General features: G+C 65.3%; 11 protein-coding genes. 2 read left to right on the top strand and 9 right to left on the bottom strand.

All coding sequences use genetic code 11. From position 1 onward, the window contains the following. Window positions 1-16 precede the first annotated feature (16 nt). Together ppk2 and J4G43_RS16135 are read left to right on the top strand one after the other, a co-directional pair. Window positions 17-937: a polyphosphate kinase 2 gene (ppk2, locus tag J4G43_RS16140; RefSeq protein WP_208085545.1), complete on the top strand. Its 921-nt coding sequence runs from the start codon at window positions 17-19 to the stop codon at window positions 935-937. Between the two features lie 51 nt (window positions 938-988). Continuing rightward, window positions 989-2,416, top strand: coding sequence for a TAXI family TRAP transporter solute-binding subunit (locus J4G43_RS16135; RefSeq protein WP_208085536.1), 1,428 nt, complete (start codon window positions 989-991; stop codon window positions 2,414-2,416). On the opposite strand, the gene J4G43_RS16130 is transcribed toward J4G43_RS16135, so the two are convergent. The 9 genes from J4G43_RS16130 to J4G43_RS16090 all read right to left on the bottom strand — a co-directional run bounded on the left by J4G43_RS16130 (window position 2,394) and on the right by J4G43_RS16090 (window position 13,693). Beyond that, window positions 2,394-3,473 (bottom strand): zinc-binding dehydrogenase, encoded by a 1,080-nt coding sequence (locus J4G43_RS16130; RefSeq protein WP_208085531.1) that lies wholly within the window; start codon window positions 3,471-3,473, stop codon window positions 2,394-2,396. The genes J4G43_RS16135 and J4G43_RS16130 overlap by 23 nt on opposite strands. 60 nt (window positions 3,474-3,533) lie before the next feature. Further along, window positions 3,534-4,475, bottom strand: a complete 942-nt coding sequence (locus tag J4G43_RS16125) for a DMT family transporter (RefSeq protein WP_208089336.1) — start codon at window positions 4,473-4,475, stop codon at window positions 3,534-3,536. Between the two features lie 188 nt (window positions 4,476-4,663). Next, the gene (locus J4G43_RS16120) at window positions 4,664-5,503 is read right to left on the bottom strand and encodes an aldo/keto reductase (protein WP_208085530.1); all 840 of its coding nucleotides are present in this window, start codon (window positions 5,501-5,503) and stop codon (window positions 4,664-4,666) included. A 19-nt stretch (window positions 5,504-5,522) separates the two neighbouring features. Next, window positions 5,523-6,419 carry an SMP-30/gluconolactonase/LRE family protein gene (locus J4G43_RS16115; protein ID WP_208089335.1) on the bottom strand — a complete coding sequence of 299 codons (897 nt, stop codon included), beginning with the start codon at window positions 6,417-6,419 and terminating at the stop codon, window positions 5,523-5,525. A 247-nt stretch (window positions 6,420-6,666) separates the two neighbouring features. Beyond that, entirely contained in the window at window positions 6,667-9,372 is a 2,706-nt protein-coding gene (locus J4G43_RS16110; RefSeq protein WP_208085526.1) for a nitrate reductase, read from the bottom strand. A 14-nt stretch (window positions 9,373-9,386) separates the two neighbouring features. After that, the gene (locus J4G43_RS16105; RefSeq protein WP_208085524.1) at window positions 9,387-10,604 is read right to left on the bottom strand and encodes an NAD(P)/FAD-dependent oxidoreductase; all 1,218 of its coding nucleotides are present in this window, start codon (window positions 10,602-10,604) and stop codon (window positions 9,387-9,389) included. A gap of 10 nt (window positions 10,605-10,614) precedes the next feature. Beyond that, entirely contained in the window at window positions 10,615-11,043 is a 429-nt protein-coding gene (locus J4G43_RS16100) for a globin family protein (protein WP_063986572.1), read from the bottom strand. 121 nt (window positions 11,044-11,164) lie between these two features. Continuing rightward, window positions 11,165-12,562: an MFS transporter gene (locus J4G43_RS16095; RefSeq protein WP_208085522.1), complete on the bottom strand. Its 1,398-nt coding sequence runs from the start codon at window positions 12,560-12,562 to the stop codon at window positions 11,165-11,167. A gap of 336 nt (window positions 12,563-12,898) precedes the next feature. Beyond that, window positions 12,899-13,693, bottom strand: coding sequence for an ABC transporter ATP-binding protein (locus J4G43_RS16090; protein ID WP_208085520.1), 795 nt, complete (start codon window positions 13,691-13,693; stop codon window positions 12,899-12,901). Window positions 13,694-13,705: the final 12 nt, after the last annotated feature.

Raw genomic sequence — 13,705 nt, 5'->3', positions numbered from 1 at the left:
GCCGAAAGAAGGACCCATGACCGCATCCGACCGCACCCCTGAAATGGCCAAACGCGAGCGCATCATCCGGGAAATGACCGACGATCTCGACGAAGAGCTGGAAATGGAGCTCGATGACAGCAGGCTCGACGAGCTGCTGGACGAGACGGACGCGCTCCGCCCGACGGTGGATCGCAGGCTCTATTTCCGGGAATTGCTCCGCCTCCAGGGCGAGCTGGTCAAGCTCCAGGACTGGGTGCAGAGCGAGAAGAAGAAGGTCGTGGTGCTGTTCGAGGGCCGCGATTCCGCCGGCAAGGGCGGCGTCATCAAGCGTATCACCCAGCGTCTCAATCCCCGCATCTGCCGCGTTGCAGCGCTCCCCGCACCGAGTGAGCGCGAGCGGACGCAATGGTATTTCCAGCGTTATGTGGCGCACCTGCCGGCCGGCGGCGAAATGGTGCTGTCCGACCGCAGCTGGTACAACCGTGCCGGCGTCGAGCGCGTGATGGGCTTCTGCACCGACGAGCAATACCAGGAGTTCTTCAAGACGGTGCCGGAGTTCGAGCGGATGCTGATCCGCTCCGGCATCACGCTCGTCAAATACTGGTTCTCGATCACCGACGACGAGCAGCAGTTCCGCTTCAGCATGCGCATCAGGGATCCGCTGAAGCAGTGGAAGCTGAGCCCGATGGACGTCGAGGCGCGCAGCCGCTGGGAGGCGTACACCAAGGCCAAGGAGACGATGCTGGAGCACACGCATCTGCCGGATTCGCCGTGGTGGATCGTCAACGCCGTCGGCAAGAAGCGCGCCCGCCTCAACTGCATCGCGCATCTGCTCAGCCAGATGCCGTACCAGGAGGTCGCCCGCGTGCCCGTGGTGCTGCCGCCGCGCGTCCGCAACCCCGACTATCACCGCGGCCCGATTCCGCCGGAAATGTACGTGCCTTCGAAATACTGACGGCACCCGCCGCGCCTGCCGTCGGGCGAGCTTGCCGATGAGGAAAGCGAGATGCCCGTGCCGAGTGATCTGAGCGTGAGGAGAGACGCGTCGTCTCGCCGCCGCAATCGCTTTGGCCCGTGGCTCGCGCTCGCAAGCGTGCTCTCGGTGCTCGCGGTCGCTCTTGCCCTCGCCTATTGGGTCTGGCAGCCGGCGACGCTACGCATCGCAGTCGGGCCGGCCGGCAGTGACGACCAGGCGCTGATTGCGGCGGTGGCGAAGGCGTTCGACGCCAGGGGTGGCGCGGTGCGGCTCGTGCCGATCGAGACCGACGGCACACTGCAAAGCCTCAACCTGCTCGGCGCCGGCAAGGCCGAGCTTGCGGTGGCTCGTGGCGACTTCGCCATGCCGGCCGACACCAATTCGGTGGCGATCCTGCGGCGAAATTTCGTGGTGTTGTGGGCGCCAGTGGCGCGCAAGGGCGCCGCCAGGCCGAAGATCATGGAGATCGCCTCCCTCACGGGGCGCCGCATCGGTGTCGTCGGCCTTGGCGATGCCAATCTCAATCTGCTCCGTGTCATCCTCGCCGAGTCAGGCGTCAATCCGCAGAAGGTCACGATCGCACAGTTCGGTATCGACCGCATCTCCGAGATGGCCCAGGACTCAACGCTCGACGCCTTCATGATGGTGGGCGCACTCGACGACAAGGCGATCGCAAGCACGATCGCCACCACCGCACGCCTGCGCGGCGAGCCCAAGTTCCTGTCCGTCGACGTCTCCGACGCCATCGCCGAGCGGCATCCGCTCTACGAATCCGAGGAAATTCCCGCGAGCGCATTTTCCACAACGCCGCAGCGGCCGGACGACAAGATCGACACCATCGCCGTCAATCATCTGATCGTCGCGCCCGCTTCACTGTCCGAGGACACGGTCGCGACCTTCACCCGCGAGCTGTTTACGGTCCGTCAGTCGCTCGTGAAGGACTTGCCCGGCGCCAGTCACATCCAGAAGCCTGACACCGACAAGGACGCCGCGCTGCCGGCCCATCCAGGAGCTGCCGCCTTTATCGACGGCAACGAGCGCAGCTTCATGGACAAGTACAGCGACTACATCTGGGGCGCAGTGCTGCTGCTCTCGGGCTTCGGCTCGGTGGCCGCGTGGCTGCGGCACTATCTACGGCGCGAGGAGCGCAGCGAGAACGCGCTGCATCGCGACCGGTTGCTGACGGCGATCTCCAGCGTGCGGGAGGCGACGTCGCTCGACGATCTCGCCGCCATGCAGAGCGCAGCCGACGACATCCTGCGCGAGACGCTGGCCTGTCACGAGGACGGCGCCATCGAAGACGGCGACCTCACCGCCTTCGGTCTCGTGCTGGCGCAATTCCACCAGGCGATCGTCGATCGCCGGGCCGTGATCGCCCAGATGAGCGATGCCGACGTCGCCGCGAAACCCGATGGCGGCGTGCTTCAGCCATTCCCTATTTCCACGGCTGCACGATGATCTCGGTGTGCGCCTCAGGATTGGCGAGATCAGCGAACGCTTTTGCGACGCCGTCGAGGCCGACCTCGGCAGTGACCATCGCCGCCGCATCCACCTGCCCTTCCGCGATCAAACGCAGTGACGCTGCGAACTCATCCGGCGTGTAGCCGAGCACATATTGGACGTTGAGCTCCTTCATGATGCCGAGCATGGGTTCGCTCCTGTCGGTCTCCATGCAGACGCCGACCACCACGATGCGCGCATCACGCGGGGCGCCCTCGAACACCTGCTGTAACAGGCCGGGCACGCCGACGCATTCGAAGATGATTGCGGGCTTCAGTGCCGGCAGCATGGCCTGCAACGGCGGCCGCGCCGCCTTCTCGGCCTCCGACATCTGCGCGTGCTCGGCCCAGGTCGCGTAGGGCTGCGTCACCTTGGGATCGACGACGATATCGGCCCCGAGCCTTGCCGCGAGCGCACGCCGCGCCGGCGAATAGTCGGCCGCGACGATCGGATGCAGGCCCTTGATCCTCAGCGCGGCGATCACCGCGAGGCCGACCGGGCCGCAACCGATCACGAGCGGCACCTCGCCGCCACGGATGTTGGCTTTCGCCACGGCGTGGACACCGACCGCGAGCGGCTCGGTCAGCGCGGCATGTTCGGGCGCGAGACCGTTGGGCACCTCCAGCAGCAGGGGCTCGCTGAGCAGCATCGCCTCGGCATAGCCGCCGATATTGTCGTTGGAATAGCCGATGCCCTCGATGCCCTGCGGCGTCACGAGCGCCGGCAGCGAGCAGACGCGGGTGCCGGGCTTGAGCTTGCGCGCGGTTCCGGGACCGTAATCGACGATCTCGCAGCAGAACTCATGGCCGAACACGACGTCGCGGGCGAGGTCCATCGGCTTGCGGCCGGTCTTCTTCGCCATCTCCACCATGCGGGGGGCATGCTGGCGCGCGTGAAGGTCGGAGCCGCAGATGCCGCAGGCGAGCGTCCTAACCAGCACCTGGCCGGGGCCCGGCTTCGGCTCCGCCATCCGGTCGACGACAATCTCACCGTTCCTGAAAATCGCAGCGCGCATCCGGCTCCTCCCGTGTTGTTGGAGCCGTTGATAGCACGAAGCGGGACGCGCGAACTTGCGTCAGGGGTTCGGGGAGCGCTCTTCCAGCACCAGCAGCTGGGCGCGGCGGATGCGCTCGCGATGGGCGATGTAGAGACCGCTGGCGACGATGAAGGCAGCACCGGTGACGGTCCAGATATCAGGCACTTCGCCGAACAGGAAGAAGCCCAGAATGCTGACCCACAGCAACTGCGTGTACGAGAACGGTGCCAGCACCGAGGCATCGCCGTAGCGATAGGCCAGCACGATGATCCACTGGCCCACGGTGGACGCGACGCCGATCACGATGCCGAGCCCGATCGCGGTCCAGCTCGGCGTCACCCAGACGAACGGCACCATCAGGCTGAGGATCGCAACGCCCGTGAGCGCCGAATAGGCCATGGTGGTGAGGACGGCTTCGCGCCCGCTCATCATGCGCGTCAGGATCAGCGCAGCGGCCCAACAGAATGCCGAGATGATCGGGAAGAATGCGGCGGCGTGAAACGCATTGGAGCCCGGACGCAGGATGATCATCACGCCGATGAGACCGATCGCGGTCGCGATCCAGCGGCGCATACCGACCTTCTCGCTCAGGAAGATGATCGACAGCGCGGTGACGAACAACGGCGAGACGAAGCCAGTGGCCGAGGCTTCCGCGATGGGGAGGAAACGGAGACCGGTGATGAAGAACAGCGAGGAGCCGAGCAGCGCGACGCCGCGCATCAATTGCAGGCCGAGGCGATCGGTGCGCATCGCATGCAGCGGCGAGCCCGGCAGCATCACCGGCGTGAACATCAGGGCGAACGTGACGAAGCGGATCCAGGTGATCTCGATCGACGGCAGGCTCGTCGACAGATACTTTGCGGTGACGTCGGAGCAGCCGAGGAATACCGTCGACAGCAGCACCAGCGCGATGCCCTTGAAGGGATGATCGACGCGCGCAGGCGCGCGGCGAGCCTCCTGCTTCTTCTCCGGCACGGGCATGGGAATACTGTCGAGCCTTGCGGCTGCGGCGGGCGGCGGTGTCACGGCTGGAACCTGGGAAAACTACGATTCGGGAACGATCGTAAAAAACGACAAATGCGCCGCTTTCACAACTTCCGAAAACAGGATGCCGATATGCGCTGACGACCCCGCGCGTCAATACTCCATTAATAATAGGCGTTTGTGCACTACAACATGGGCAGACCGCGCGGCTTCGGACCGCGCGGAAACGCCGCATCGAGCGCCGAAATCTCGTCTTTCGTCAGCACGAGATCGCCGGCCGCCGCATTCTCGCCGGCATGTTCCGCGGACGAGGCCTTCGGGATCGCGAACACCGTAGTTGCACGGGTGAGGAAGCTCAGCGCGACCTGACGCGGTGTCACACGACGCACCTCCGCGATGCGTGCCAGCACTGCGCCTCCCTTGCTGTTGCTTGCGGGAAAATCGTCGTGGCCGAACGGAGAGTATGCGGCGACAGCAACGCCATGCGTCTCGCACCACGGGATCACCGCATGCTCGATCGCGCGCTCCTTGAGATGATAGAGCACCTGATTGCACGCGATGCGGCCTTCGCCGGCGACGTCAAGAATTTCCTCGAGATCGTCGGCGTCGAAATTGGAGACGCCCCAGGATTTAATCTTGCCGGCCTTCACCAACTCTTCGAACGCGGCGACCGTGTCCTCGAGCGGATAGGAACCGCGCCAGTGCAGCAGATAGCAGTCGAGACGATCGGTCTTCAGCCGCCTCAGCGAGCGTTCGCACGCCGTGATGGTGCCGCCGCGCGAGGCGTTGCTCGGCAGCACCTTTGAAACCAGGAACACCTCGTCGCGGCGCCCTGCGATTGCATCCGCGATGACGAGCTCGGCATCGCCGTACATCTCGGCGGTGTCGATGTGGGTCATGCCGAGATCGAGCCCGCGTTGAAGCGCCGCGATTGCGCGCTTGCGGTCGCCATGGTCGAGATACCAGGTGCCCTGCCCGATGACGGAGACGTTCGCGCCGGTCTTGCCGAAGGGTTTTGTGTTCATGTTCGTTCCTTCAGATGCTCTACAGGCCACTGATATCCGCAACCAGCACGCTGCCGGTCCCTGACTCCGTGATATAGAGCCGATCTTTCCTGACGCCACCGATGGCGACATTGGTGCAGCTCGTACCCGCGCACGACTTGATCCGCGCGATCAGCTCTCCGTTCGGCGCGAACACGAAGACGTGGCCGAGCGAGGCGTGGCCGACGAACAGGCGACCGGCCGCGTCCATGGTCATGCCGTCAGGACCGCTGGTGCCGAACAGCGAGCAGAAGCGGCCGACCTTCGACACGCTGCCGTCCTTCATGAACGGCAACCGCCACACCGCATTGTCGCGCGTCATGGCGACGAACAGCACAGTTTCGCTGGGGTCGAGCACTAGGCCGTTCGGGCTGATGCCGGTGTCGAGCAGGCAATCGAGCCGGCCGCTCGGCGTCAGGCGATAGACACGGCCGCTTGCGTCGTGCAGGCCGGTCTGGCCCTGATCGGTGAACAAGATGTCGCCATTGGAGGCGAGATGCAGATCGTTGCAGCCACGGAACGATTCTGAATTGCGCGCGGTCAGGATCGGCCTGATGCGCCCTGCCCCGGCGTCGAGCTCCATGATGCCGTGCATGTAGTCGGCCACGAGGATGCGGCCGTCGGCGGCGATCTTCAACCCGTTCGGCCAGCCCTCATATTCGATCACGAGCGACCACGCGCCATCAGGCGCGATGCGGAAGACGCGGCCGAAGGGAATGTCGACAATGTAGAGATTGCCGTCCTTGTCGAACGACGGCCCTTCGATGAAGCTGTCGGTCGGCACCCCCGGTCGGTTGGCATCGGCCCAATCGGTCCGCACGCCCTTGCGGCGGAATTGGTCCGGCATAGCGGAGAAGATCTTGGTTTCGATCAGGCGCGGCGGCGTTTCCAGGTACATCATTGTTGTTTTTATGGCTGTTGAGGGGGAGCACGCGGCAACATAGGGCACAATCGAGGGCGCGTCGATTGGTGCGGAGGGCATGGCTGCATTGGGCCGGGCCTCCCTCGGGGCGCCTGAGGAGAGATGTCGCGCACAACTGCCTCAACACCGTCATTGCGAGCGCAGCGAAGCAATCCAGACTGTCTCCGCGGACGGATTCTGGATTGCTTCGCTGCGCTCGCAATGACGAAGGAGAGAGCCTGACCTACCCCGCCACACCCGCGAGCTTGACCTGCTTCGCCGGCGCCACTTCCGTCGTCGCGATCAGCCGCTTCAGCTCGGGGATACATGACCCGCAATTGGTGCCGGCCTTGAGCTTGGCGCCGATCTCGGCCGCCGTGCGCGCGCCGCTCGCGATGGTGTCGCAGATGGTGCCGCGGCCGACGCCGAAGCAGGCGCAGACGATGGGGCCGGTCGAGGCCGCGCCCTCCGTCGATTTGCCTGACAGCAGCATGCGGCGCTGCTCGTCGGTGACGTGATCGGCCACGAACAGGCTCTTCACCACCTCCCAGTCGCCGGCATCATGCGCGGGGCCGACGAACAGGCAGGTCTCGATGCGGTCGCCCGCGAACGAGGCCGCGCGATAAACGCCGCCTCCGAAGTCGCGATAGTCGGCGACGTCCTCGCCGGCGACGCCGTCGAGCCAGGCCGGCCAGCGCGACAGATCCGCATTGTCGGCGAAGAGATAGCCGAAGCCGCCCGTAACCGTGACACGGGTCCACATCAGGTTCGGCGGCAGATCGAGCTGCTCGCGCGACAGCGCAAAGCCGCGGAAGACGTACTCATAAGGCGAGATCGCCGCCGGCGTGGCTTTCGACTCCGGCTGGCCCGAGAACGGATCGGTGAAGGACTGCACGAGCGCCCCGACGCGGCCGTGCGAGGCGTTCATCGCGCTCCAGTGGATCGGCGCGAACAGCGTGCCGCGCTGCTGACGGTCGCTGACGACGACCTTCAGGATGCACTGGCCGTAATCGGTGGTGATGCGGGCGTAGCCGTCATGCGCGATGCCGTGTTTGCTGGCATCATCCGGGTGGATCTCGACGAACGGCTCCGGCAGATGCGCGCCGAGACGCTGGCTGAGGCCCGTGCGCGTCATGGTGTGCCACTGGTCGCGGATACGTCCGGTGTTGAGCCGCAGCGGGCGCGACGGCCCGGTCTCGCCGCGCAGTGACGGCACCTCCGGCGCGACGAAGCGGCCTTTGCCGTCATTGGTGAAGAAGCCGCCGTTCGCGAAGAAGCGCTCGCCGGCCGCCTCGCCTTCGCGCGCCGGCCACTGCACCGGCTTCAAGGCGTCGAAGGCCTCGTCCGAGAGCGCGGTCAGCGCGCCGATGTCGAAATCGCGGCTGCCGTCGTTCTCGAAAGCAGAGAGCGCGGCATGCTCGCGGAAAATATCGGCGGCGGATTTATAGTTAAAGCTGTCGCCGAACCCGAGCCGCTTTGCGGTCTCGCTCAGAATCCACCAGTCCGGCCGCGCCTCGCCCGGCGCCGGCAGGAACGAGCGCTGGCGCGAGATGCGGCGCTCGGAGTTGGTCACCGTGCCCGACTTCTCGCCCCAGGCGAGCGCCGGCAGCAGCACATGCGGACCCGCCTCGACCGTGTCGTTAGACAGCACGTTCTCGGAGACCACGAACAGCTCGAGCTTCTTCAGCGCTTCACGCACGACGTCCGCGTCCGGCAATGACACCGCCGGGTTGGTGCCCATCACCCACAGCGCCTTGACCTCGCCGCGGTTGATCGCCTCGAACAGCTGCACCGCCTTCAACCCTTCATGGGTGGCGATGCGCGGCGCCTTCCAGAACCGCCTGACACGGTCGATGTCGGGCGGGGTGAAGTTCATATGCGCGGCGAGCTGGTTGGCAAGGCCGCCGACCTCGCGGCCGCCCATCGCGTTGGGCTGGCCGGTGAGCGAGAACGGCGAGGCGCCCGGCTTGCCAATGCGCCCCGTGGCAAGATGGCAGTTCAGGATCGCGTTGACCTTGTCGGTGCCCTGCGCCGACTGGTTGACGCCCTGCGAATAGAGCGTGACGACGCGCTCGGTGTCGCGGAACATCTTGAAGAAGGCGGCGACGTCCTGTTCGGACAGGCCCGTCGCCAGCGCGGTCGCGGTGACACTGCCGGCGATGTTGCGCGCGCGCGCCAGCGCGTCGTCGAAGCCAGACGTGTTCTGCGCGATGTAATCCTGGTCCAGCGCGCCGCTGTCGGCGAGATGGACGAACAGGCCGGAGAACAAGGCGGTGTCGGTACCGGGCTTGAGGCCGAGGAACAGATCGACGTCGCCGGCCGTGTCGGTCCGGCGCGGATCGATCACGATCATGCGCGCGCCGCGCTCCTGCCTGTTCTTCAGCATGCGCTGGAACAGCACCGGATGGCACCAGGCCGCATTCGAGCCGACGAAGACGAGCAAATCAGCCTGGTCGAGATCCTCATAGCAGCCGGGCACGGTGTCGGCACCGAAGGCGCGGCGATGGCCGGCGACCGAGGACGACATGCAGAGCCGCGAATTGGTGTCGACATTCGCCGTGCCGACAAAGCCCTTCATCAGCTTGTTGGCGACGTAATAGTCCTCGGTCAGGAGCTGGCCCGAGAGATAGAACGCGACCGCATCGGCGCCGTCGCGCGCCACGATGTGTTGCATGCGATGGGCGACGTGGTCGAGTGCATCGCTCCAGGCGACGCGTTCGAGCACGCCCTTGCAGCGGATCATCGGATAGAGCAGCCGGCTCTCCAGCCCGACGGTCTCGCCGAGCGCCGAGCCCTTCGAGCACAGCCGGCCGAAATTGGCGGGATGATCCGGATCGCCCGCGATCGCCGCGCCACCGTTGCCGTCGGGCGTCGCCAGCACGCCGCAGCCGACGCCGCAGTAGGGACAGGTCGTCTTGGTGGCGCGGAGCGTGGGATCGATCACCGTCATATCGAGCTGCCTTATCAAGCCGCCTTGGAAGGACGCGCCAGAGCGCGGCCGAACATCATGTCGGTGCGGATTGCCGCCACCTTGTCGCGATTGCGGATCAGCTCGAGATACCAGAGCGCATCGACGGTATCGCCGATCAGCACCGCACCCGTGAGCCGGCCGTCGGCGATCACGAGCTTCTTGTAGGTGCCGCGCCTGCGGTCGGTGAGTACCAGGCTCTCGCTGCCGTCCCCGCCCATGAAGTCGCCGGCGGAGAAGACGCTGACGCCCGAGACTTTCAGATTGGTCGAGACCACGCTGCCCTGATAGGCGGCGGGACGTCCGGCGAGATGCCGCGCCAGCACGCGCGCCTGCTCGTAAGCGGGCTCGACCAGGCCGTAGCAGGTGCCGCGATGCTCGGCACATTCGCCGAGCGCGTAGATGTCGGGCGAGGCCGTCTGCATCTCGTCGTTGACGACGATACCGCGGTTGACCGCGATGCCCGCCTCTTTGGCAAGCGCCACATTCGGCCTGATGCCGGCGGCGAAGATCACGGCATCCGCCTCGATGCGCGTACCGTCGGCGAGCTCGACGGCTTCGACATGGCCCTCGCCGTGAATGCGGGCGGTGGAGGCGTTGAGCAGGATGCGGATGCCCTTGCGTTCGACCAGCGTCTTCAGCAGGTCGGCCGCCGGCAGATCGAGCTGGCGCTCCATCAGCCGGTCCATCAGGTGCAGCAGCGTCACCGGCGCGCCGGCTTTCGCAAGGCCATAGGCCGCTTCGAGCCCGAGCAGGCCGCCGCCGACCACGACGACGCGCTTCTTCGCCGCAGCGAGCGTCAGCAGCAGATCGACGTCGCGCGTATCGCGAAAGGTGTGCACCCCGGTGAGATCGGCGCCGGGGACGTTGAGCCGCAGCGGCGTCGAGCCGGTGGCGAGCACGAGCTTGGAATATTCGACGCTCTCTTCACCTTCGATCTTAAGCTCGCGGCGGCCGGTGTCGATCTCGGTGACGCGGTAGCCGTAGCGCACGGTGACGCCGCGATGGCGCCACCAGTCCGCCGGCCTCAGCTCGATCTCGTGCGAGCCGGTCTCGCCGGCCAGCACGGAGGAGAGCAGCACGCGGTTGTAAGCGAGCCGCGGCTCTTCGCCGATCACCGCGACCGCGTAGCGGCCGAGCGAGGTCTTGGCGAGCTCGTCGACCAGACGCGCGGCCGCCATACCGTTACCGACGATGACCAGCGGTTCACTCACAAGGCATCTCCTACTCGGCGGCCTGCGCCTGTGCGCCGTAGGCCTCGGAAATCATGTAGCCGGACAGCACGCCATAGGCGTCGGTCCAGGCCGTGGCGAGTTCGGGCGTCCAGGCCTCGCCGAGGCCCTTTTCCAGCGTCCACAGCAAGGTCGCGCCGACCACCGGATAGTGCTCGGCCTTGGCGCCATAGGCGACGTGACGCTTGGCGAGCGCCGAGGCCGCGGGAAGAATCGTCTCGAGCTTCGACAGTCCGCCGACGACGGCGGCGAGCATGCCCATCAGCTTCTTGCGCTGCTCGGTCATGTCCTCGGGAAACATCGCGCGCACGGACGGCGCCACCTCGAACAGGCGATCGTAGAACAGCACCGCGGCCGCCTCTGAAATCGGCGCGACCTTGGAAAAGCTCTGCTGGACGAGGGTGATCTGTTCTGAAGTCATGATGTTCTCCTGTCTGTTTCGGTCTGCCTTTGTCCGCGCCGTTGCGAACAAGGTTCATGGGTCAAACGTCATCAGAGAGTCTTCTCCCCGCGTACGGGGAGAAGCGACATTCGTGCCAAACTCAGACTCGCGCTTCCGCGAGGCTTGACGCGCCCTCACCCTGCGGGCTGCGACGCAGGTAGAACCACCAGGTCAGTCCGAGGCAGGAGGCGTAGAAAGCGAGATAGATCGCGAGCGCGAGCGACGGCCCGCCGGTCATAGCGATCGACTTGCCGAAACCGGTCGGGATCAGATAGCCGCCGACCGCGCCGATCGCGCCGATGAAGCCGACCGCCGCACCGCTCTCGATGCTCGCGGTCTTCAAGGCCGCCGCGCGCGCCGCATCGCCCTTGCCGCGCACCCTGAACAGGTTCTGCTCGCGGAAGATCGAGGGGATCATGCGGTAGGTCGAGCCGTTGCCGATGCCCGTCGTCACGAACAGGATCAGGAACATCGCAAGGAAGCCGGTGAAGTCCTTGTGCCCGACGAAGTAGAGCACGCCGACGGTGGCGCCCGCCATCGCGATGAAGTTCCAGAAGGTGAGGATGGAGCCGCCGATCTTGTCGGCGAGCAAGCCGCCGAGCGGCCGCGACAGCGAACCGACCAGCGGCCCGAGGAACGCGATCGAGATCGAGATCGAGATCGCCGGAAACTGGGTCTTGATCAGCAGCGGGAACGCCGCCGAGTAGCCGATGAAGGATCCGAATGTTCCGATATAGAGATACGCCATGATCCAGGTGTGCTTGCGCTTGACCACCGCAAGCTGGTTCTTGATCGACGACTTGGCCGTGGTCAGGTTGTTCATGAAGAACACCGCGCCGAACACCGCGATCGCGATCGGCAGCACCCACATCAGGCCTGCGTTCTGGAGGAAGATGCCGTCGACGGGGGACGCCTGGAACAGGTTGATGACCGCGAGCGTCATCAGGATCGGGGTCAACAGCTGCACGCTGGAGACGCCGATATTGCCGCCCGCCGCGTTCAGCCCCAGCGCCCATCCCTTCATCCGGTCAGGGAAGAAGAAGGAGATGTTGGTCATGCTGGAGGCGAAATTGCCGCCACCGAGACCCGCGGTCGATGCGATCAGCAGCATCAGCCAGAACGGGGTGTCGGGCTGGCCGACGAAGTAGGCGAGCGACAGCGTCGGGATGAACAGGACAGCCGCGCTGAAAATGGTCCAGTTGCGGCCGCCGAAGGTCGTGACCGCGAACGTATAGGGGAAGCGCATCAATGCGCCGATCAGCCCGGGCACCGCGACGAGCTGGAACAGCTGGTCGGTGGTGTAGTGGAAGCCCGCCTGCGGCAGCTTGGTGGTGACGATGCTCCAGATCAGCCACACCGAGAAGCCGATATGCTCGGCCACGATCGACCAGATCAGGTTACGCCGGGCGATCACTTTGCCGCCCGCATTCCAGAACGCCTCGTCTTCGGGGCGCCAATCAGAAATCCACGTCGGATTTCGAGTCGGATTCGTCGTCATTGATAATCCCTTCTAGGCTCACCGCTGCGTCGTTGCAGGCTCAGCCTCCACGCGGAGGCGCGCGCCGAGGCCATGCCCCGGTGGCGAGTTCACGATGCTGATTGATGATGTTGAGGGACGTCGTCGTTGGCGTCGGAAAAGGTATTTCAATTTCCGTGCCAATTGCGCGCGTTCGGGAAATACAGGGAATTCAGGGGCTTGTTCGCATTGCCCGAAGTTCTTGCAGGCGTATTTCGCTCGCAAATTTAGCGGTTCGCTCAATCCTTGTGCGGCGCACAAGGATTGAGCGAGGTGTCAATTATTTAGGCGCGCTTATCTTCCTCGTTAAACCTTCGTTTACGCGGCCTCGACGAAGCGATGACGCTCGTAGAGGAACTCGAGCACGCGGTGGCGGCACTTCAAATAGGTGGAGTTGGTCGCAAGATCGAGCCGCTTGCGGGGACGTGCGAGCGGCACCTCCAGCACCTCGCCGATGCGCGCGCTCGGCCCGTTCGTCATCATGACGATGCGATCGGATAGCAGCACCGCCTCGTCGACGTCGTGGGTGATCATCAGAATGGTGTTGCCGAGCTTCTGATGCAGCGCCATCACCGAGTCCTGCAGATGCGCGCGGGTCAGCGCGTCGAGCGCGCCGAACGGCTCGTCGAGCAGCAGGACCTTCGGCTCCATCGCCAGCGCACGGGCGATGCCGACGCGCTGCTTCATGCCGCCGGAGATTTCCGAGGGACGCTTGTCCCTGGCGTGGGCCATCTGCACCAGGTTGAGATTGTGCATGACCCAGGCGTCGCGTTCGGCGCGGGACTTGGTCCTGGCAAAGACCTTGTCGACGCCGAGCTTGACGTTCTCGTAGACGGTCAGCCATGGCAGCAGGCTGTGGTTCTGGAACACTACCGCGCGATCGGGCCCCGGCGAGTTGACCTCGCGGTTCTCGAGCAACACGCCGCCGGTGGTGGCGCCGGTCAGGCCTGCGATGATGTTGAGCAGGGTCGACTTGCCGCAGCCGGAATGGCCGATGATCGAGACGTATTCGCCCTTCTCGATCGTCAGGTTGATGTCCTTCAGCACCTCCGTGCTGGCGGCGCCGCGGGTAAAGACCTTGTCGATATGGTCGAGCTTCAGATAGGCGGTCATGTGTCCTTCTCC

Origin of the sequence: Bradyrhizobium barranii subsp. barranii (assembly GCF_017565645.3) — a bacterium.
GTDB lineage: Bacteria > Pseudomonadota > Alphaproteobacteria > Rhizobiales > Xanthobacteraceae > Bradyrhizobium > Bradyrhizobium barranii.
Note: the sequence above shows the minus strand (reverse complement) of the source record. Positions and strands in the feature narration are given on the sequence as shown.

Bases quoted from the DNA above. Each gene is read 5' to 3' on its own strand.
- ppk2 (WP_208085545.1), top strand. From the start codon at position 17: ATGACCGCATCCGACCGCACCCCTGAAATGGCCAAACGCGAGCGCATC.
- J4G43_RS16135 (WP_208085536.1), top strand. From the start codon at position 989: ATGCCCGTGCCGAGTGATCTGAGCGTGAGGAGAGACGCGTCGTCTCGC.
- J4G43_RS16130 (WP_208085531.1), bottom strand. From the start codon at position 3,473: ATGCGCGCTGCGATTTTCAGGAACGGTGAGATTGTCGTCGACCGGATG.
- J4G43_RS16125 (WP_208089336.1), bottom strand. From the start codon at position 4,475: ATGCCCGTGCCGGAGAAGAAGCAGGAGGCTCGCCGCGCGCCTGCGCGC.
- J4G43_RS16120 (WP_208085530.1), bottom strand. From the start codon at position 5,503: ATGAACACAAAACCCTTCGGCAAGACCGGCGCGAACGTCTCCGTCATC.
- J4G43_RS16115 (WP_208089335.1), bottom strand. From the start codon at position 6,419: ATGTACCTGGAAACGCCGCCGCGCCTGATCGAAACCAAGATCTTCTCC.
- J4G43_RS16110 (WP_208085526.1), bottom strand. From the start codon at position 9,372: ATGACGGTGATCGATCCCACGCTCCGCGCCACCAAGACGACCTGTCCC.
- J4G43_RS16100 (WP_063986572.1), bottom strand. From the start codon at position 11,043: ATGACTTCAGAACAGATCACCCTCGTCCAGCAGAGCTTTTCCAAGGTC.
- J4G43_RS16095 (WP_208085522.1), bottom strand. From the start codon at position 12,562: ATGACGACGAATCCGACTCGAAATCCGACGTGGATTTCTGATTGGCGC.
- J4G43_RS16090 (WP_208085520.1), bottom strand. From the start codon at position 13,693: ATGACCGCCTATCTGAAGCTCGACCATATCGACAAGGTCTTTACCCGC.